General features: G+C 56.4%; 32 protein-coding genes and 1 pseudogene. 32 read left to right on the forward strand and 1 reads right to left on the reverse strand.

The genetic code is table 11. The features are described 5' to 3' along the window. From GCM43_RS14850 to GCM43_RS14860, 3 genes and pseudogenes are all read left to right on the forward strand, one after another. A partial coding sequence (locus tag GCM43_RS14850) for an elongation factor Tu (RefSeq protein ID WP_152245613.1) occupies positions 1-770 on the forward strand: 770 nt, incomplete at its 5' end. 179 nt (positions 771-949) lie between these two features. Beyond that, positions 950-1267 (forward strand): 30S ribosomal protein S10, encoded by a 318-nt coding sequence (gene rpsJ / locus GCM43_RS14855; protein ID WP_038497056.1) that lies wholly within the window; start codon positions 950-952, stop codon positions 1265-1267. A 145-nt stretch (positions 1268-1412) separates the two neighbouring features. After that, positions 1413-1709 (forward strand): annotated as a pseudogene (locus GCM43_RS14860) (DUF817 family protein); the annotation flags it as partial. A 57-nt stretch (positions 1710-1766) separates the two neighbouring features. Here the strand turns inward: GCM43_RS14860 and GCM43_RS14865 are convergent. Next, a complete protein-coding gene (locus GCM43_RS14865) occupies positions 1767-2342 on the reverse strand; it encodes a tetratricopeptide repeat protein (RefSeq protein WP_152245615.1) in 576 nt (191 codons plus the stop codon). 184 nt (positions 2343-2526) lie between these two features. On the opposite strand from GCM43_RS14865, the gene creB reads away from it, so the two are divergent. From creB to rpsD, 29 genes are all read left to right on the forward strand, one after another. Beyond that, entirely contained in the window at positions 2527-3231 is a 705-nt protein-coding gene (gene creB / locus GCM43_RS14870) for a two-component system response regulator CreB (protein ID WP_152245617.1), read from the forward strand. 1 nt (position 3232) lies between these two features. Then, positions 3233-4654 carry a two-component system sensor histidine kinase CreC gene (creC, locus tag GCM43_RS14875; protein ID WP_152245619.1) on the forward strand — a complete coding sequence of 474 codons (1422 nt, stop codon included), beginning with the start codon at positions 3233-3235 and terminating at the stop codon, positions 4652-4654. A gap of 87 nt (positions 4655-4741) precedes the next feature. Further along, complete coding sequence (gene creD / locus GCM43_RS14880) at positions 4742-6166, forward strand: cell envelope integrity protein CreD (protein ID WP_152245621.1); 1425 nt, start codon at positions 4742-4744, stop codon at positions 6164-6166. A 211-nt stretch (positions 6167-6377) separates the two neighbouring features. Then, positions 6378-7034, forward strand: coding sequence for a 50S ribosomal protein L3 (gene rplC, locus GCM43_RS14885; protein WP_152245623.1), 657 nt, complete (start codon positions 6378-6380; stop codon positions 7032-7034). 3 nt (positions 7035-7037) lie between these two features. Further along, positions 7038-7658, forward strand: coding sequence for a 50S ribosomal protein L4 (rplD, locus tag GCM43_RS14890; protein WP_152245625.1), 621 nt, complete (start codon positions 7038-7040; stop codon positions 7656-7658). Next, complete coding sequence (gene rplW / locus GCM43_RS14895; RefSeq protein ID WP_038497047.1) at positions 7655-7972, forward strand: 50S ribosomal protein L23; 318 nt, start codon at positions 7655-7657, stop codon at positions 7970-7972. The genes rplD and rplW overlap by 4 nt, the downstream gene beginning before the upstream one ends. Then, the gene (gene rplB, locus GCM43_RS14900) at positions 7972-8799 is read left to right on the forward strand and encodes a 50S ribosomal protein L2 (RefSeq protein ID WP_152245627.1); all 828 of its coding nucleotides are present in this window, start codon (positions 7972-7974) and stop codon (positions 8797-8799) included. Before rplW ends, rplB begins: the two co-directional genes overlap by 1 nt. 10 nt (positions 8800-8809) lie before the next feature. Next, positions 8810-9085 (forward strand): 30S ribosomal protein S19, encoded by a 276-nt coding sequence (gene rpsS, locus GCM43_RS14905; protein ID WP_008444295.1) that lies wholly within the window; start codon positions 8810-8812, stop codon positions 9083-9085. Continuing rightward, a complete protein-coding gene (gene rplV / locus GCM43_RS14910; RefSeq protein WP_170840583.1) occupies positions 9082-9414 on the forward strand; it encodes a 50S ribosomal protein L22 in 333 nt (110 codons plus the stop codon). Before rpsS ends, rplV begins: the two co-directional genes overlap by 4 nt. A 9-nt stretch (positions 9415-9423) precedes the next feature. After that, on the forward strand, positions 9424-10245 hold the full coding sequence (rpsC, locus tag GCM43_RS14915; protein WP_152245629.1) for a 30S ribosomal protein S3: 822 nt from the start codon (positions 9424-9426) through the stop codon (positions 10243-10245). A gap of 2 nt (positions 10246-10247) precedes the next feature. Next, positions 10248-10667 carry a 50S ribosomal protein L16 gene (gene rplP / locus GCM43_RS14920; protein WP_038497037.1) on the forward strand — a complete coding sequence of 140 codons (420 nt, stop codon included), beginning with the start codon at positions 10248-10250 and terminating at the stop codon, positions 10665-10667. Between the two features lie 12 nt (positions 10668-10679). Then, positions 10680-10871 (forward strand): 50S ribosomal protein L29, encoded by a 192-nt coding sequence (gene rpmC, locus GCM43_RS14925; protein WP_071079768.1) that lies wholly within the window; start codon positions 10680-10682, stop codon positions 10869-10871. Then, positions 10868-11140 carry a 30S ribosomal protein S17 gene (gene rpsQ, locus GCM43_RS14930; protein ID WP_065310148.1) on the forward strand — a complete coding sequence of 91 codons (273 nt, stop codon included), beginning with the start codon at positions 10868-10870 and terminating at the stop codon, positions 11138-11140. The genes rpmC and rpsQ overlap by 4 nt, the downstream gene beginning before the upstream one ends. A gap of 253 nt (positions 11141-11393) precedes the next feature. Further along, positions 11394-11762, forward strand: coding sequence for a 50S ribosomal protein L14 (rplN, locus tag GCM43_RS14935; RefSeq protein WP_008444317.1), 369 nt, complete (start codon positions 11394-11396; stop codon positions 11760-11762). Between the two features lie 10 nt (positions 11763-11772). After that, a complete protein-coding gene (gene rplX, locus GCM43_RS14940; RefSeq protein WP_152245631.1) occupies positions 11773-12087 on the forward strand; it encodes a 50S ribosomal protein L24 in 315 nt (104 codons plus the stop codon). A gap of 6 nt (positions 12088-12093) precedes the next feature. Beyond that, entirely contained in the window at positions 12094-12633 is a 540-nt protein-coding gene (gene rplE / locus GCM43_RS14945; RefSeq protein WP_152245633.1) for a 50S ribosomal protein L5, read from the forward strand. Positions 12634-12637: 4 nt separating this feature from the next. Then, positions 12638-12943, forward strand: a complete 306-nt coding sequence (rpsN, locus tag GCM43_RS14950) for a 30S ribosomal protein S14 (RefSeq protein WP_152245635.1) — start codon at positions 12638-12640, stop codon at positions 12941-12943. Between the two features lie 14 nt (positions 12944-12957). Further along, on the forward strand, positions 12958-13353 hold the full coding sequence (gene rpsH, locus GCM43_RS14955) for a 30S ribosomal protein S8 (RefSeq protein ID WP_152245637.1): 396 nt from the start codon (positions 12958-12960) through the stop codon (positions 13351-13353). A 10-nt stretch (positions 13354-13363) separates the two neighbouring features. Continuing rightward, a complete protein-coding gene (gene rplF, locus GCM43_RS14960) occupies positions 13364-13897 on the forward strand; it encodes a 50S ribosomal protein L6 (protein WP_152245639.1) in 534 nt (177 codons plus the stop codon). 13 nt (positions 13898-13910) lie between these two features. After that, on the forward strand, positions 13911-14273 hold the full coding sequence (gene rplR, locus GCM43_RS14965; RefSeq protein ID WP_010394431.1) for a 50S ribosomal protein L18: 363 nt from the start codon (positions 13911-13913) through the stop codon (positions 14271-14273). A 9-nt stretch (positions 14274-14282) separates the two neighbouring features. Then, a complete protein-coding gene (gene rpsE, locus GCM43_RS14970) occupies positions 14283-14801 on the forward strand; it encodes a 30S ribosomal protein S5 (RefSeq protein WP_152245641.1) in 519 nt (172 codons plus the stop codon). Positions 14802-14810: 9 nt separating this feature from the next. Further along, a complete protein-coding gene (rpmD, locus tag GCM43_RS14975; RefSeq protein ID WP_152245643.1) occupies positions 14811-14993 on the forward strand; it encodes a 50S ribosomal protein L30 in 183 nt (60 codons plus the stop codon). 27 nt (positions 14994-15020) lie between these two features. After that, the gene (gene rplO / locus GCM43_RS14980) at positions 15021-15452 is read left to right on the forward strand and encodes a 50S ribosomal protein L15 (RefSeq protein ID WP_152245645.1); all 432 of its coding nucleotides are present in this window, start codon (positions 15021-15023) and stop codon (positions 15450-15452) included. A gap of 32 nt (positions 15453-15484) precedes the next feature. Further along, on the forward strand, positions 15485-16819 hold the full coding sequence (gene secY / locus GCM43_RS14985; protein WP_152245647.1) for a preprotein translocase subunit SecY: 1335 nt from the start codon (positions 15485-15487) through the stop codon (positions 16817-16819). 18 nt (positions 16820-16837) lie between these two features. Beyond that, complete coding sequence (gene infA / locus GCM43_RS14990) at positions 16838-17056, forward strand: translation initiation factor IF-1 (protein ID WP_005663428.1); 219 nt, start codon at positions 16838-16840, stop codon at positions 17054-17056. A gap of 42 nt (positions 17057-17098) precedes the next feature. Beyond that, complete coding sequence (gene rpmJ / locus GCM43_RS14995) at positions 17099-17212, forward strand: 50S ribosomal protein L36 (protein WP_119811791.1); 114 nt, start codon at positions 17099-17101, stop codon at positions 17210-17212. Between the two features lie 14 nt (positions 17213-17226). Next, a complete protein-coding gene (gene rpsM / locus GCM43_RS15000; protein WP_152245650.1) occupies positions 17227-17592 on the forward strand; it encodes a 30S ribosomal protein S13 in 366 nt (121 codons plus the stop codon). 17 nt (positions 17593-17609) lie between these two features. Beyond that, a complete protein-coding gene (gene rpsK, locus GCM43_RS15005) occupies positions 17610-18014 on the forward strand; it encodes a 30S ribosomal protein S11 (RefSeq protein ID WP_010394475.1) in 405 nt (134 codons plus the stop codon). 258 nt (positions 18015-18272) lie between these two features. Beyond that, complete coding sequence (rpsD, locus tag GCM43_RS15010; RefSeq protein WP_152245652.1) at positions 18273-18896, forward strand: 30S ribosomal protein S4; 624 nt, start codon at positions 18273-18275, stop codon at positions 18894-18896. The last annotated feature ends 48 nt before the right edge of the window (positions 18897-18944 follow it).

Here is an 18944-nt window from a genome sequence, read left to right on the forward strand (position 1 = left end):
TCGACGACGCAGAACTGCTGGAACTGGTTGAAATGGAAGTGCGCGAGCTGTTGTCGAAATACGACTTCCCAGGCGACGATCTGCCGATCATCAAAGGTTCGGCCCGTATGGCGCTGGAAGGCCAAGAGGGCGAAATGGGCGTTGACGCAGTTCTGCGTCTGGCCGATGCGCTGGATGCTTACATCCCAACCCCAGAGCGCGCAGTTGACGGTGCGTTCCTGATGCCAGTGGAAGACGTGTTCTCGATCTCGGGTCGCGGTACCGTTGTAACCGGTCGTATCGAGCGCGGCATCATCAAAGTCGGCGAAGAGATCGAAATCGTTGGTATCACCGATACCGTCAAAACGACTTGCACCGGTGTGGAAATGTTCCGCAAACTGCTGGACCAAGGTCAAGCAGGCGACAACGTTGGTCTGCTGCTGCGCGGCACCAAGCGTGAAGACGTGCAACGTGGTCAAGTTCTGGCAAAACCAGGCTCGATCAAGCCACACGCGCACTTCACCGGCGAGATCTATGTTCTGTCGAAAGACGAAGGCGGCCGTCACACCCCGTTCTTCAACAACTACCGTCCACAGTTCTACTTCCGTACGACTGACGTGACCGGTTCGATCGAACTGCCAGCAGACAAAGAAATGGTCATGCCAGGCGATAACGTGTCGATCACCGTCAAGCTGATCAACCCGATCGCGATGGAAGAAGGTCTGCGCTTCGCTATCCGCGAAGGTGGCCGTACCGTTGGTGCTGGTGTTGTTGCAAAAATCCTGGCTTAATTCTTAAGCCTGCAAAAAAGAAGACGCGTCGTCGCCCGGCGCCCTTCTTTTTAATCAACTGCCGGGGTAGGCAAGCATTTTGGTGCTATCATGTCGACCCTGACGGTTGTTGCGTCAGAAATTCCCGTATGACCTCATTGCCGTGCAACTTGCGCGGTTCGTTCTTTTAAGGAAATAGCATGTCGACTCCAAACCAAAAAATCCGTATCCGCCTGAAGGCTTTCGATTACAAACTGATCGACCAGTCCGCTCTGGAAATCGTTGAAACCGCGAAGCGCACCGGCGCTGTCGTCAAAGGCCCAGTTCCACTGCCTACCCGTATTCAACGTTTCGATGTGCTGCGTTCCCCGCACGTCAACAAGACTTCGCGCGATCAGTTCGAGATCCGCACCCACCAACGCCTGATGGACATCGTGGACCCAACGGACAAAACTGTTGACGCGCTGATGAAGCTGGACCTGCCAGCTGGCGTTGATGTTGAAATCAAACTGCAATAATCGATTTTAAGATAACGGACGGCGCCTGCTGTCCGTATCTGTTAAAAACCGGGCGTGTTCGCAACTGCGGATACGCCCGGTTTTGTTTTATCCGGCCCTTGGTTTGGTGCGCAGCTAGTGTGGCAGAGCGGCTGCAGCGATAGGGCACTTGGCAGCCTGCGCGCTGGGCCTGTATGCGCGCACAACCGTCGTCTTCCGGCCGCTTGACCGCGACCGCAGCATGCCGCTGCTGCTTGGCTTCGTGCTCTCCGGTTTCTTTATCTGGCTGGCGGAAAACATCAGCACGTTCTGGGGCGTATGGCGCTATCCGAACCAGCTGGGTGCGTGGTCGGCGGTGCATGTCAGCAAGTGGAGTTCCTGGTCGCTGCTGATGGTCATGACCTTTACCATCGTGGCCCACCTCAGGCATATCAAGGCCAGCATTCACGTGGCCAAAACCTAGGGCGCAGCGCGGCCAGGAGCACGCTCCCGGCCGGTTTTTTGATCGCCTGGCCAGCAGTTATTTCAGCGTGGCGGCCGTTTCCAGGAAGCTCTTGCCCAGCGCCGCTTGCGGGCCGCCCTGCAGCTGTCTGGCGTACAGGTTCAGCACTTCGATCGAGTAGGTACGCGAGGTGGCCGACATCTTGTGCAGCAGTGGCTGGGCGCGCTCGAGGTAGCCTGCGCCTTCCTGCCATTTACCTTGCGCCGACAGCGCCGAGGCCAGCTCCACCAGGCGCCGCCCGATGCGCGCTTCGCTGCGCGGCATGGCCGCTTCTTCGGTCGCCAGCGCCTGCTTGTACAGCGCTTCGGCCTCGGCATGCTTGCCTTCCAGGCGTTTGATGCGTCCCAGGTTGTACTGGCGCTGCGACAGCAGTTCGTCTCTGGCGCCAGCCTTGACGGCGTTCTCGAGCGCCTGCGTGCACGCTGCCTCGGCCTGCACCAGATTGCCGGCCAGTTCGGCGGCATGGCAGGCGTCATGCTGCGTGGCGGAGGTGGCGAGCACGCCCGGGTCGGGCGCGGTGGGCGCGGTGGTGCAGGCCGCCAGCAGACTGGCGGCGCCGAACAGGCTGATCAGGCGGATGGTCGATGGTTTCATGGTCTCCTCGTACGGGCGGTTGGCGCGGTTGCATCAGTGGAATAGTATGTGATGAATATACTATAACTAATTTACTGTCGGCATTTTTTCGCGTCAGCCGTGCGCACCTGCCGCCAGCACGATTGACGCTGCCGGCGGGCCTAGTGGATACTCCGGCTTTCATCCTGAAACCTGGCGCCTTCGCATGAGCAAAACCATCCTGATTGTGGAAGATGAGCAGGCCATTGCCGACAGCATTGCCTATGCACTGCGCACCGATGGTTTCGAGCCGCGCCATGTGCTGCTCGGTGAGCAGGCGCTTGCCGTGCTGCGCAGTGAAAGCGCGCCCGCGCTGGTGGTGCTCGATATCGGCCTGCCCGACATGAGCGGGCTGGAAGTGTGTCGCCGCCTGCGCCAGTTTTCCGATGTGCCGGTGATCTTCCTGACGGCGCGCAGCGATGAGATCGACCGTATCGTCGGCCTGGAAATAGGTGCCGACGACTATGTGACCAAGCCGTTTTCGCCGCGCGAACTGGTGGCGCGCATCCGCGTGATTTTGCGCCGTGCCAGATCACTTCAGCCTTCCCTGGAGGCTGGCATGACGATAGCCACGGCGCCGGCGGGCCCGTTTGAATTGCGCCCGCTCGAGGCGCGCGTGCTGTTTCATGGGCGTGCGCTGGACCTGACCCGTTACGAGTATCTGCTGCTGAAAACCCTGTTGGAGCGCCCAGGGCATGTGCTGTCGCGCGCGCAACTGATGGAGCGCGTCTGGAGCGGCGCGTCCGAGACGCTTGAGCGCACCGTCGACGCCCACGTGAAATCGCTGCGCGCCAAGCTGCGCGCCATCGATGAAGCGCATGATCCGATCCAGACCCATCGCGGCCTCGGTTACAGCCTGGCGGGCGGCTGAGATGCGCATCGGCCTGCGCATCCTGCTCGGTTATTTCCTGGTGGTGGGGCTGGCGGCCTGGTTTCTGCTCAATGTTTTCATGCAGCAGGTCAAGCCCGGCGTGCGCTCGACCCAGGAAGATACTTTGGTCGACACCGCTCAGCTGCTGGCCAGCCTGGTGGCGCCCGACCTGCGCGCCGGCACGCTGGATGCCTCGCCCGTGGCGCAGCGCCTGCGCGACCATGCGCAGCGCAGCGTCGATATCGAGATCAACGGCATCCGCAAGCGTACGCTCGACTACCGTATTTATATTACCGACCGCCATGGCGTGGTGCTGTTCGATACCAGTAGGCGCGACGTGGGGCAGGACTATTCGCGCTGGAACGATGTGTACCTGACGCTGCAGGGCAAATATGGCGCGCGCAGCACGCGCGCCGATGCCTACGACGAATTGTCGACCGTGATGTATGTAGCGGCGCCGATTCGCGACGGCGATCAGGTGATCGGCGTGCTGACGGTGGCCAAGCCGAACGCCAGCGTGCAGCCGTTTGTCGAGCGCAGCCAGCGCATTATCCTGCAGCGCGGCGCCGTGCTGCTGCTTTTGTCGCTGCTGGTCGGGCTGGCGTTTGCCTGGTGGCTGCACCATGCGCTGGCCAGGTTGATGCGCTATGCACAGGCGGTCGAAGCAGGGCAGAAGGTGATGCTGCCCGAGCTGGGCAAAGATGAAATTGGCACCCTGGGGCGGGCGCTCGAAGCGATGCGCGTGCGCCTGGAGGGCAAGGAATATGTCGAGCAGCTGATGCATACGCTGGCGCATGAACTGAAAAGCCCGATTGCCGCCATCCAGGCCTCGGCCGAGCTGTTGCATGAAGACATGCCGGCGCCGGAGCGTGCGCAGTTCCTGGTCAGCATACTGGAACAGAATGCGCGCCAGCGGCAACTGATCGACAAGCTGCTGGCCCTGGTGCGGGTGGAAAAGCAGCAGCACCTCGACAGCCGCGAGCACCTGGCCATTGTGCCGTTGCTGGAGCAGGCGGCGCAGGATGGCGCTGCCGCGCTGGCGGCGCGCGGCGTGCAGTTGCAGATCGAAGCGCAGGATGTGCATGTCAAGGGGGACCGCCTGCTGCTGCGCCAGGCGCTGGGCAATCTGCTCGACAACGCCATCGGCTTTGCGCCGCCTGGCAGCATGATCACGCTGGCGGCGCGGCGGCAGGGCGAACGCGTGGACGTGACGGTGCGCGACCATGGCGCCGGCATTCCCGACTTTGCCACGGCGCGCCTGTTCGAGCGCTTTTATTCGCTGCCGCGCCCGGGCGGCGGCAAGAGCACCGGACTGGGCCTGCCATTCGTGCGCGAGGTGGCGCTGCTGCATGGCGGCACGGTCGAGGTGGTCAACCATCGCGACGGCGGCGCCGAAGCGCGCCTGGCGCTGCCGCTGGCGTAATTTCTGCTGCACTTCACACAGAACGCATCATCAGTGCATACAGCTTTTCTAGACTGGCCCCCTTGAACATTGCCAGAGGAAAGCACCATGCAAAAAACTTTACTGATCAAGGCCCTGATCGTGTTCGGGCTGATGCTGCTGATCGGCCTGCCGCTATTGATGATCCAGGAGACCATCAAGGAACGCATGCAGTTCCGCCAGGAAGCGGTCGACAGCATCGCCGCCGACTCGGTGCGCGAGCAAACCGTGATCGGCCCCATCCTGGTGATTCCGTACACCGAGCAATTCGATGAGCGGGTCGAGATCGCTGCCGACAAGGACCAGAAGAGCAGCGTGCCGGTGCGCACCGAAGTGCAGCGGCGCACTATGCAGCGCCGTTTTCTGGTGTACCCGAACAATCTGGAGTTGCGCGGCAATATCGAGACCGACCGCCGCTACCGCGGCATCCACCAGGTGCTGGTCTACAGCGGCCAGCATGCATTCAAGGGCGACTTTACGCTGCCGTCGCAGGAGCAGCTGCCGCGCAAGACCACCGACGCGCGCATTACGCTGGGCCAGCCGTTTATCGCGCTGTCGATCGAGGACGTGCGCGGCATCCGCAATATTCCCAAGATTAACTGGGGCGGGCGCCAGATCGAATTCGAGCAGGGCACCAATCTGTTTGCCTTTCGCAGCGGCCTGCATGCGCCGCTTGGTGCGCTGGCCCTGGCAGCGCAGCAGCAGGTCAATTTCTCCTTTGATCTGGGGCTCGATGGCATCGAACGCCAGCATTTCGTGCCGGTGGCCAAAAACAGCCAGATCACGCTCAAATCGAACTGGCCCCATCCGCAGTTTGGCGGGCGCTTCCTGCCGTCGCCGAAGAACCGCCAGATCGACGCCAATGGCTTCAACGTGAGCTGGGCCATCTCGGCGCTGGCCAGCAATGCGCAGACGCAAATTTCTGGTATCGAAGGCGAATTCAAGGTGCCCGACAGCGCGCCGCTGGGTCAGGTCGAGCGCTTCAATGTGGGTTTTATCGAGCCCGTCAATGTGTACTCGCAGTCGGACCGCGCCACCAAGTACGGCCTGCTGTTCGTGGCGCTGACCTTTGCCGCTTTCTTTATCTTTGAAATACTGAAAAGCCTGCCAATCCATCCGGTGCAGTACCTGCTGGTGGGCCTGGCGCTGGCCATGTTCTTCCTGCTGCTGGTGGGCCTGGCCGAGCATATTGCTTTTATTTATGCGTATCTGATTGCCAGCGCCGCCTGTATCGCGCTCAACAGCTTTTACCTCGCCCATGTGTTGCACGACGCGCGCCGCGGCCTGGGCTTCGGCGTGGCGCTGACGCTGCTGTACGGCGCCCTGTATGGCCTGCTCAATTCGGAGAGCAATGCGCTGGTAATGGGCAGCATTCTGCTGTTCGCGGTGCTGGCGGCCATCATGGTGGCGACCCGCAAAGTTGACTGGTATCAGGTGGGCAAAAACAACGCCGCGCCAGCCGCGCCTGCGCATGAATCGGTGGCGCCAGGCTGATTCGTGTTACTCTTGCTGCCCCTCGCGGTGGTCCCGGACGGCGGTGCCGGGATCGTCGCGCAACACTTTGACATACCTCGTGTTAACTTGTTGCGTCAAGGGTTTTTGTGCTATATACTAGCCGGCTTCGGTATGGATTCGTCTTTTTTGAGTCCTACGTTATTTGTAGTTAAACAAGCCCCGCCCAATCGCAGGTGGGAATGGAGAAAAAATGAGCCTAGGCCTTCTCGGTCGCAAGGTTGGCATGATGCGCATCTTCACGGACGAAGGGGATTCGATTCCTGTCACCGTGCTGGACGTGTCGAACAACCGTGTTGCGCAAATCAAAACCCCTGAAACAGATGGTTACTCCGCTGTTCAGGTCGCATTCGGTCAACGTCGCGCTTCCCGCGTGACCAAAGCTGTTGCTGGTCATCACGCTAAAGCTGGTGTTGAAGCCGGTACTCTGTTGAAAGAGTTCCGTGTTGACGCTGCTAAAGCCGCCGAACTGAAAGCTGGCGACGTTGTTGCTGCTTCCCTGTTCGAAGTCGGTCAGAAAATCGACGTACAAGGCGTGACCATTGGTAAAGGCTATGCCGGTACCATCAAGCGTCACCACTTCTCGTCGGGCCGCGCAACGCACGGTAACTCGCGTTCGCACAACGTTCCAGGCTCCATCGGTATGGCTCAAGATCCAGGTCGCGTTTTCCCTGGTAAGCGCATGACCGGTCATCTGGGTGACGTTAACCGTACCATCCAGAACCTCGTGATCGCCCGTATCGACGCCGACCGTCAGCTGCTGCTGGTCAAAGGCGCGATTCCAGGCGCAAAAAATGGCCAGGTAGTCGTTTCGCCAGCCATCAAAACCAAAGCCAAGAAAGGAGCTTAAACGATGGAACTCAAGCTTCTGAATGCGCAAGGTCAAGCTGGCTCGAATGTTGTTGCTGCTGATGAAATTTTCGGCCGTGATTACAACGAAGCGCTGATCCACCAAGTCGTCGTTGCTTATCAAGCAAACGCACGTAGCGGTAACCGCAAGCAAAAAGACCGTGAAGAAGTTCACCACACGACCAAAAAGCCATGGCGCCAAAAAGGTACCGGCCGCGCTCGTGCTGGTATGTCGTCGTCGCCTCTGTGGCGCGGTGGTGGTCGGGTATTCCCGAACTCGCCTGACGAGAACTTCACCCACAAAGTGAACAAAAAAATGTATCGCGCAGGTGTCTGCTCGATCCTGTCGCAGCTGGTTCGCGAAGAGCGCCTGATCGTCATCGACGATCTGACGATCGACGCGCCAAAAACCAAACTGCTGTCGCAAAAACTGAACGGCCTGGGCTTTGATTCGGTCCTGATCATCACCGACGTTCTGAACGAAAACCTGGAACTGGCATCGCGCAACCTGCCAAACGTGCTCGTCGTTGAGCCACGTCACGCAGATCCGATGTCCCTGGTGTTCTACAAAAAGATCCTGGTCACCAAAGCTGCACTGGCCAAGATTGAGGAGATGCTGGCATGAGCGCGATTTTGAAACATAGCGAAGAACGCTTGATGAAGGTGCTGTTGGCTCCTGTTATTTCCGAAAAGGCCACCATGGTCGCGGAAAAGAACGAGCAAATTGTATTCCGCGTACTGCCGGATGCAACCAAGCCTGAAATCAAGGCAGCGGTCGAACTGCTGTTCAAGGTTGAAGTCCTGTCGGTGCAAACCGCGAACCGTGAAGGTAAGCAAAAGCGCACTGGCCGTTTCAACGGTCGTCGTAACCATACCAAGCGTGCTTTCGTGTGCCTGAAACCTGGCCAGGAAATCAACTTCTCCGAGGAGGCTGCATAATGGCACTCGTTAAGATGAAACCAACCTCGCCAGGCCGTCGCGGCATGGTGAAGGTGGTCAATGCCGACCTGTACAAGGGTCGTCCATTTGCTGCCCTGGTTGAAAAGAAATCCAAGACCGCTGGTCGTAACAACAACGGTCACATCACCACCCGTCATATCGGTGGTGGTCACAAGCAACACTACCGCCTGATCGACTTCAAGCGCACCAAAGATGGTATTCCAGCGAAAGTGGAACGTATCGAATACGATCCTAACCGCACCGCGAATATCGCTCTGCTGTGCTACGCCGACGGCGAGCGTCAGTACATCATCGCGACCAAAGGCATGTCCGTTGGCGACAGCGTGATGAACGGTTCGGAAGCACCGATCAAATCGGGTAACTGCTTGCCAATCCGTAACATCCCAGTCGGTACCGTGATGCATTGCGTCGAAATGCTGCCAGGTAAAGGTGCCCAGATGGCACGTACCGCCGGCGCCGGCGTTGTGCTGATGGCCCGTGAAGGTACCTACGCTCAAGTGCGTCTGCGCTCGGGTGAAGTACGTCGCGTGCACATCGAGTGCCGTGCAACCGTGGGTGAAGTCGGCAATGCCGAACACAGCCTGCGTAAAATCGGTAAAGCTGGTGCGATGCGCTGGCGCGGTGTTCGTCCTACCGTTCGCGGTGTGGTCATGAACCCGGTCGATCACCCGCACGGTGGTGGTGAAGGTAAAACAGCAGCTGGTCGTCATCCAGTTTCGCCTTGGGGCCAACAGACTAAAGGTAAGAAGACACGCAGCAACAAGCGTACTACTTCCATGATCGTCTCGCGCCGCGGCAAGAAATAAGGGGTAGCACATGACACGTTCATTGAAAAAAGGGCCGTTCTGTGACGCCCACCTGGTGAAAAAAGTTGAAGCCGCGCAAGCTGCCAAAGACAAAAAGCCAATCAAAACCTGGTCGCGTCGTTCGACAATCATGCCTGACTTTATCGGCCTGACGATCGCGGTTCATAACGGCAAGCTGCACGTGCCGGTTTATGTTTCCGAAAACATGGTTGGTCACAAGCTCGGCGAATTCGCACTGACCCGTACGTTCAAGGGCCATGCAGCTGACAAAAAGGCTAAGAAATAATGGAAACTAAAGCTATCCTCAAAGGTGTGCGCCTGTCGGACCAAAAGGGCCGCCTGGTTGCTGACCTGATCCGTGGCAAGAAAGTTGACGCAGCACTCAACATCTTGCAATTCAGCCCGAAAAAAGGTGCTGCGATCATCAAGCGTGTTCTGGAATCGGCAATCGCCAATGCAGAACACAACGATGGCGCCGACATCGACGAATTGTTCGTGAAAACGATCTACGTTGAAAAGGGTCCGGTCCTGAAGCGCTTCACCGCGCGTGCAAAAGGCCGTGGCGACCGTATTTCGAAACAATCCTGTCACGTTTACGTGACTGTCGGTAACTAAGGAGCCACGATGGGTCAGAAAATTCATCCAACCGGTTTCCGTCTGGCGGTCACCCGTAACTGGGCTTCGCGCTGGTATGCAGGCAACGGCAATTTCGCTGCCATGCTGAACGAAGACCTGAAAGCACGTGCTTACCTGAAAAAGAAACTGAAGAACGCTTCGGTTGGTCGCATCGTTATCGAGCGCCCAGCAAAGAACGCGCGCTTCACGATCTACAGCTCGCGTCCAGGCGTGGTCATTGGTAAAAAAGGCGAAGACATCGAAGTACTGAAGTCCGCTTTGACCAAGATCATGGGCGTACCTGTTCATGTGAACATCGAAGAAATTCGCAAGCCTGAAATCGATTCGCAACTGATCGCCGATTCGATCTCGCAGCAGCTGGAAAAGCGTATCATGTTCCGCCGCGCCATGAAGCGTGCAATGCAAAATGCAATGCGCCTGGGTGCACTCGGTATCAAGATCATGTCGTCCGGCCGTCTGAACGGTATCGAAATCGCCCGTACTGAATGGTACCGCGAAGGCCGCGTGCCTCTGCATACCCTGCGCGCCGATATCGACTACGGTACCAGCGAAGCGTCGACCACCTACGGCATCATCGGTGTCAAGGTTTGGGTATACAAAGGTGACCGCGCGCCTAACGGCGATGCACCAGTCATCGATACCCCGCCTGACGAGAAGAAAAGCCGCGGCCCACGCCGTGACGATGGCAAGCCAGCTGGCCGTCCGCGTCCAGCAGGTGCCGGTGCGAAACCATCCACAGCACCAGGTGCACGTGTGCGTACCGCCGCTAAACCGGCCGCCGCAGCACCAGCTGAGAAAGCAGGAGAATAATCATGCTGCAACCAGCACGCAGAAAGTATCGTAAAGAGCAGAAAGGCCGTAACACCGGTATTTCGCACAGCCGCGGCACCGCCGTGTCGTTTGGCGAATTCGGTCTGAAGGCAGTTGCGCGCGGTCGTATCACTGCGCGTCAAATTGAAGCGGCGCGTCGTGCAATGACCCGTCACATCAAGCGCGGTGGCCGTATCTGGATCCGTATTTTCCCAGACAAGCCGATCTCGAACAAACCAGCTGAAGTCCGTATGGGTAACGGTAAAGGTAATCCAGAGTACTACGTCGCTGAAATTCAGCCAGGTAAAGTACTGTACGAAATGGATGGCGTCGATGAAGCGCTGGCACGGGAAGCTTTCCGTCTTGCCGCCGCTAAACTGCCACTGGCTACGACTTTCGTCGTACGTCAAGTTGGCCAATAATTGGAGTTGGATATGAAAGCAACTGAACTCCGCGGCAAAGACCAGCCAGCTCTGCAAAAAGAGCTGAATGACTTGTTGAAGGCACAGTTCGGCCTGCGTATGCAAATCGCTACGCAACAGCTGAGCAACACTTCGCAGCTCAAGAAGGTACGCCGCGATATCGCGCGTGTGAAGACGGTAATGAATCTGAAGGAAGCCAAATGAACGAACCAGTGAAACAGTCGCTCAAGCGCACGCTGATCGGTAAAGTGGTATCCGACAAGATGGACAAGACCGTTACCGTTCTGATCGAGCGCCACGTAAAACATCCTTTGTATGGCAAGATCATCATGCGTTCGAACAAGTATCACGCGCATGACGAGACCAACCAGGTCAAAGCCGGTGACACGGTAGAGATCCAGGAAGGTCGTCCGATCTCGAAAACGAAGGCATGGACGGTGACACGTGTGGTTCAAGCCGCACCCATCGTTTAAATAAAAAACCACTGTTTCGACAGTGGTTTTAATTAGTACTTGCAGGCCCGCAAATTGTATGTAATACTTGCGGGCTTCGTTCATGTAACGCCGCAAAGTGTCTGGCCACAGACAGTAGCATTCGCGGTCAGTTGATGTATGAAGGTCAAGCACCCAAACAGTGAAGCCCAGCAGGGCGGCTCTGGCGGGACCAAGACTGACCGCGGGTCTACATTGTGTGGATTCTTCGGCTTAAGTTGGGAAAGAGAATACTATGATTCAAACTGAAAGCCGGCTCGAAGTGGCTGACAATACCGGTGCCAAAGAAGTAATGTGCATCAAGGTATTGGGCGGCTCCAAGCGCCGTTATGCTGGCATTGGCGATGTGATCAAGGTAACCGTCAAGGTTGCTGCGCCACGTGGCCGTGTCAAAAAAGGTGAAATTTATAACGCCGTGGTTGTGCGCACCGCTAAAGGTGTTCGCCGCCAAGACGGTTCCCTGGTGAAGTTCGACGGCAATGCCGCCGTTCTGTTGAACGCCAAGCTGGAACCGATCGGTACCCGCATCTTCGGACCAGTGACGCGCGAGCTGCGCACTGAAAAGTTCATGAAGATCGTGTCCCTGGCACCTGAAGTACTGTAAGGAGTCAGCAATGGATAAGATTCGTAAAAACGACGAAGTCATCGTTCTGGCCGGTAAAGACAAGGGCAAACGCGGCGTCGTTTCGCGTCGCGTAGACGCAGAACACGTAGTGGTTGAAGGCGTCAACGTCGCTAAAAAAGCGACCAAACCGAACCCGATGACTGGCGTACAAGGTGGTATCGTCGACAAGACCATGCCAATTCACGTGTCCAACGTTGCATTGTTCAATGCAGCTAGTGGCAAGGCAGACCGTGTTGGTTTCAAAGATGTCGACGGCAAAAAAGTCCGCGTCTTCAAATCGTCCGGCGAAGTAGTGAAGGCTTAAGAAATCATGGCACGTCTCCAAGAGTTCTATAAAGAAAAAGTCGTCGCCGACCTGACAGCCAAATTTGGCTACAAGTCGTCGATGGAAGTTCCACGTCTGACCAAGATCACCCTGAACATGGGTGTTGGTGAGGCTATCGCTGATAAAAAAGTTCTCGAGCACGCAGTTGCTGACTTGACCAAGATCGCCGGCCAGAAACCAGTGACCACCAAGTCCCGCAAAGCGATCGCAGGCTTCAAAATCCGCGAAGGCTACCCGATCGGTACGATGGTCACCCTGCGCGGCGCTCGCATGTACGAGTTCCTGGATCGCTTCATCACCGTGGCTCTGCCGCGCGTGCGCGATTTCCGTGGTGTGAACGGCCGTGCATTTGATGGTCGTGGTAACTACAACATCGGTGTCAAGGAACAGATCATTTTCCCTGAGATCGACTACGACAAGATTGACGCGTTGCGCGGTATGAATATCAGCATCACGACAACTGCTAAGACCGACGACGAAGCCAAAGCTTTGCTCGCCGCCTTCAAATTCCCGTTCAGAAACTGAGATCATGGCAAAATTGGCACTGATTAACCGTGAGCAAAAGCGCGTAGACCTGGCTGCGAAATTCGCCGTCAAACGCGCTGCGCTGAAGGCCATCGTTGATGACCAGTCGAAATCGGAAGAAGAGCGTTACGAAGCGCGCCTGAAACTGCAGGCACTGCCACGTAACTCGAATCCGACGCGTCAGCGCAACCGCTGCGCCGTCACCGGTCGTCCACGCGGCACATTCCGTAAATTCGGTCTGGGTCGTATCAAGCTCCGTGAGTTCGCCATGCGTGGTGAAATTCCGGGTATGACTAAAGCAAGCTGGTAATAGGAGAATATGCAATGAGTATGAGCGATCCTATCGCCGATATGCTGACCCGCATTCGCAACGCCCAAGGCGTTCAAAAAACGACCGTGGCCATGCCATCGTCGAAAGTCAAAGTAGCGATTGCCAACGTCCTCAAGGACGAGGGTTACATTGAAGATTTCGCTGTTGCCGAAGCTGGTGGCAAAGCGGAACTGAAGATCGGTTTGAAGTATTATGTTGGCCGTCCCGTCATCGAGCGCCTTGAGCGCGTGTCCCGTCCGGGCCTGCGCGTCTACAAAGGCAAAGACGAGATCCCTGTTGTGATGAATGGCTTGGGTGTGGCGATCGTGTCGACTCCGCAAGGCGTCATGACTGACCGCAAAGCACGCGCTACCGGTGTCGGCGGCGAAGTTATTTGCTACGTGGCTTAAGGAGTTACACATGTCTCGAGTAGCTAAAATGCCAATCGTAGTGCCAGCTGGCGCAGAAGTCGCCATCTCCGCACAAGCGATCACCGTAAAAGGCCCACTGGGCGTGCTTTCGCAAGCCCTGACCGGCCAGGTGAAAGTGGAAAACAATGCAGGAACCCTGAGTTTCGACGTGGCTGACGAAAGCCGCGAAGCCAATGCCATGTCCGGCACGCTGCGCGCGCTGGTCAACAACATGGTTGTTGGCGTCACCAAGGGTTTCGAGAAAAAGCTGAACCTGGTAGGCGTGGGTTACAAGGCGCAAGCTCAAGGCGACAAGCTGAATCTGTCCCTGGGTTTCTCGCACCCTGTAGTGCATGACATGCCAGCCGGCGTTACCTGCGCAACACCAACCCCGACCGAAATCCTGATCAAGGGTATCGATCGTCAAAAGGTTGGCCAGGTAGCCGCTGAAGTTCGTGCTTACCGCGCTCCTGAGCCATACAAAGGCAAGGGCGTTCGCTATGCGGACGAAGTGGTTAAGCTTAAAGAAACCAAGAAGAAGTAATTAGGGGCTGACGATGGATAAGAAAGAATCACGGCTTCGCCGCGGACGCCAAACCCGCATCAAGATCGCGGAATTGAAAGTAAATCGCCTGTCGGTGCATCGCACCAACTTGCACATTTACGCCAACCTGATCAGCCCGGACGCTAAAGTTCTGGTATCGGCATCGACTGCCGAAGCCGAAGTGCGCGCTGAACTGGCAGGTCAATCCGGCAAAGGCGGCAATGCCGCTGCTGCAGCCTTGATCGGCAAGCGCGTCGCTGAAAAAGCGTTGAAAGCAGGAATCACCGAAGTTGCGTTTGACCGCTCCGGTTTCCGTTACCACGGCCGTGTGAAAGCGTTGGCAGAAGCCGCACGCGAAGCCGGTCTGAAGTTCTAAGGATCAATCATGGCAAAAATGCAAGCAAAAATGCAAAGCGACAAGCCGGATGATGGCATGCGCGAAAAAATGATCGCGATCAACCGCGTGACCAAAGTGGTCAAGGGTGGTCGTATCATGGGTTTCGCCGCGCTGACCGTAGTTGGTGATGGCGATGGCCGCGTCGGCATGGGCAAGGGCAAGTCGAAAGAAGTGCCAGTTGGCGTGCAGAAGGCAATGGAAGAAGCCCGTCGCAACCTGATCAAAGTACCGCTCAAAAACGGCACCTTGCATCACACGGTTGTTGGTCGTCACGGCGCCTCCAAGGTCCTGATGAACCCAGCCAAGCCTGGTACCGGCGTGATCGCTGGTGGCGCAATGCGCGCTATCTTCGAAGTAATGGGCGTAACGGACGTGGTGGCGAAATCCACCGGTTCGAACAACCCTTACAACCTGGTACGCGCTACGCTGGATGGCCTGGCAAAAATGAGTACTCCAGCTGACATCGCCGCCAAACGCGGCAAGTCGGTTGAAGACATCCTGGCTTAAGGTGAAGAAATGACTACCAAAACCCTCAAAGTACAACTGGTCAAGGGCTTGATCGGTACGCGTGAAGATCACCGTGCCACCGTCCGCGGTCTGGGTCTGCGTCGTGTTAACTCGGTTTCCGAGCTGCAAGACACCCCATCCGTGCGCGGCATGATCAACAAAGTATCGTACCTCGTTAAAGTAGTTGGGTAAGCCGCAGGGCTTACACACGGAGAAATCATGGAACTGAATACCATTCAACCAGCCGACGGCGCCAAGCACTACAAGCGTCGCGTCGGCCGCGGTATCGGCTCCGGCCTGGGTAAAACCTCGGGTCGCGGCCACAAGGGTCAGAAATCGCGTTCGGGCGGCTTTCATAAAGTCGGTTTCGAAGGCGGTCAGATGCCTCTGCAACGCCGTCTGCCTAAGCGCGGTTTCAAATCGCTCAACGCCACTTTCAAAGCTGAAGTGCGTCTGTCCGATCTGAACAACCTGGCTGTTGGCGAAGTCGACATTCTGGTCTTGAAGCAAGCTGGCGTCCTGGGCGTGTTGGCCCGTGACGTGCGCGTGATCTTGTCCGGCGAAATCACCAAAGCGGTGAATTTGAAGGGCTTGAAAGTGTCCGCTGGCGCGAAAGCAGCCATCGAAGCAGCCGGCGGCTCAGTAGCCTGAGTTGACCGCTAACAGCTTGATCGGAGCGAAAATTGGCGACTAATCCACAACTTGCTAAAAGTGCAGCAGCCGGTTTCCCTTGGGGACGGCTCTGGTTTTTGCTTGGCGCATTGGTGGTTTATCGTATCGGTGCTCATGTCCCGGTTCCCGGGATTGACCCGACACAATTAGCCTCGCTGTTCAAGGAGCACGAAGGCGGCGTCCTGGGCATGTTCAACATGTTCTCGGGCGGTGCCTTGTCTCGTTTTACAGTGTTTGCGCTGGGTATCATGCCTTACATCTCGGCCTCGATCATCATGCAGTTGCTGTCGATCGTGTCACCGCAGATGGAAGCGTTGAAAAAAGAAGGCGAAGCAGGCCGCCGCAAGATCACCCAGTACACCCGTTATTTCACGGTGGCCCTGGCTCTGTTTCAAGCGTTAGGCATTGCAGTCGCACTGGAGTCGCAAGCTGGTCTGGTGTTGGAACCTGGTCTTGCATTCCGCTTCGTAACGGTCGTCACTTTGTTGACCGGAACAATGTTCTTGATGTGGTTGGGTGAGCAAATTACCGAGCGTGGCTTGGGTAATGGCATCTCGATCATCATCTTTGCCGGTATTGCAGCAGGTCTGCCTTCGGCGCTGGGTGGTTTGTTCAGCCTGGTATCGAACGGTTCGATCGGCAGCCTGGGCGCGATTTTCATCGTCCTGCTGGTAGCACTGGTAACGTTCTTCGTGGTATTTGTCGAACGCGGTCAGCGCAAGATCTTGGTCAATTATGCGAAGCGCCAGGTAGGTAACAAGATTTATGGCGGTCAAACCAGCCATTTGCCGTTGAAGCTGAACATGGCCGGCGTGATCCCGCCGATCTTTGCTTCTTCGATCATCTTGTTCCCGGCCACGATCGTGGACTGGTTTTCAAAGGGCGCCGATAACGCTAACCCTGTGGTGCGGTTCCTGAAAGATTTGGCAGCATCGATGGGGCCTGGTGAGCCTATCCATGCGCTGTTGTACGCAGTGGCGATCGTGTTTTTCTGCTTCTTTTATACCGCGCTGGTGTTTAACAGCAAGGAAACGGCAGATAACTTGAAGAAAAGCGGTGCTTTCATTCCCGGGATTCGTCCAGGCGAACAGACAGCGCGCTATATCGACAAGATCCTGACACGCTTGACACTTGCCGGCGCAGTCTACATCACCCTGGTGTGTTTATTGCCGGAATTTATGCAAGCCCAGTGGAAAGTACCATTCTATTTCGGCGGTACTTCTTTATTGATTATTGTAGTTGTCACCATGGATTTCATGGCGCAAGTACAGAACTACGTGATGTCGCAGCAATATGATTCACTGCTGCGCAAAGCAAACTTCAAGGGCGGAATTCCGACGCGTTAAGCGCGGTAAACACACCGAATGGCAAAAGACGACGTCATACAGATGCAGGGCGAGATTCTTGAGAATCTCCCAAATGCAACATTTCGAGTGAAGCTGGAGAACGGACACGTGGTGCTCGGGCATATTTCGGGTAAAATGCGGATGAACTATATTCGCATTCTCCCTGGAGACAAGGTGACGGTGGAGTTGACGCCGTACGACCTGAGCCGAGCCCGCATTGTGTTCCGTACCAAGTAACACAGTGAATCAAACCATAGAAGCGAAAGAAAGAGCCTTAAAATGAAAGTTCTCGCATCAGTCAAGCGGATCTGCCGCAACTGCAAAGTCATCAAGCGCAAAGGCGTAGTCCGCGTAATCTGCGTGGAGCCACGTCACAAGCAGCGTCAAGGTTAATCGAGGAATAACAAATGGCACGTATTGCAGGGGTTAATATCCCAAATCATCAGCATACCGTTATCGGCCTGACCGCCATCTACGGTGTGGGCCGTCCACGCGCACAAAAAATCTGTGCAGCGACCGGCATTGCAACCAACAAAAAGATCAAAGATCTGGACGACAGCGAACTGGAAAAGCTGCGCGATGAAGTAGGTAAATTCATCGTTGAAGGCGATCTGCGTCGTGAACTCTCGATGAACATCAAGCGTTTGATGGATCTGGGTTGCTACCGCGGCATGCGTCATCGCAAAGGTCTGCCAGTTCGTGGCCAGCGTACGCGTACAAACGCACGTACCCGCAAGGGTCCGCGTAAAGCCGCTCAATCGCTGAAAAAATAATCCGTTAGGAAAAAATTATGGCCAAGTCGCAAAATAACGCCGCATCAGCACGCGTGCGTAAAAAAGTCAAAAAGAACGTCGCTGAAGGCATCGCGCATGTCCACGCTTCGTTCAACAACACGATCATTACCATCACCGATCGTCAAGGCAATGCCTTGTCGTGGGCTACGTCCGGCGGTGCAGGCTTCAAGGGTTCGCGTAAATCGACCCCGTTCGCAGCGCAGGTCGCCGCGGAAGCCGCTGGTAAAGTGGCTGTTGAGTGTGGCGTGAAGAACCTGGAAGTACGTATCAAGGGCCCAGGTCCTGGTCGTGAATCCGCTGTTCGCGCGCTGAACAACCTGGGCATCAAGATCACCGAGATCCAGGACGTGACGCCGGTACCGCACAACGGTTGCCGTCCACCGAAACGCCGTCGTATCTAAGACAGTATTGCAGAGGGCGCTTCGGCGCCAGCTGCTTTCTTGTCTGTTGTAACTTTAGTATAGTCGTGTGAAAACGCTGGAGCAGGGAGCCGGAAACGGTTATACTGCCCGGCTGTTATCGCCTGTCAAATTCGTTTGACGGGTTTTTCGTTTTCAGCCACCGTCTGCTCGATATCGGGTCAGACTAGCGCCTAACTGCATCAGCGTGCTTGTGCATGCGTGTAGCTGGGGCGTTATCATTTAAAAAAAGGAAGTATCGTGGCACGTTATATCGGACCTAAAGCAAAACTTTCCCGCCGTGAAGGTACAGACCTGTTCCTGAAGAGCGCACGTCGCTCGCTCGACAGCAAGTGCAAACTGGACGTCAAGCCAGGCCAACACGGTGTCAAATCCGGCGCCCGCACCTCGGACTACGGTAACCAACTGCGCGAAAAGCAAAAAGTCAAGCGCATGTACGGCGTGCTGGAACGTCAATTCCGCCGCTACTTCGCTGAAGCTGACCGTCGTAAAGGCAACACCGGCGAAACGCTGTTGAAGTTGCTGGAAACGCGTCTGGACAACGTTTGCTACCGCATGGGCTTTGGCTCGACCCGCGCTGAAGCGCGTCAACTGGTCAGCCACAAAGCGTTCACCGTGAACGGTATCGTTGTCAACATCGCTTCGTACTCGGTCAAAGTCGGCGACGTCATCGCTGTTCGTGAAAAATCGAAAAAGCAAGTGCGTATCGTTGAAGCACTGTCGCTGGCCGAACAAGTTGGTATGCCTAGCTGGGTTTCGGTTGATGCCAAGAAAATGGAAGGTACTTTCAAGTCCCTGCCAGAGCGTAACGAAATCGCCAACGACGTCAACGAATCGCTGATCGTCGAGCTGTACTCGCGTTAATTGTAGTTTAGCTGTATCACCGCCCACCTGGTTCGCCCGGTGGGCGTT

Source organism: Janthinobacterium aquaticum, assembly GCF_009208565.1.
Taxonomy (GTDB): domain Bacteria; phylum Pseudomonadota; class Gammaproteobacteria; order Burkholderiales; family Burkholderiaceae_D; genus Janthinobacterium.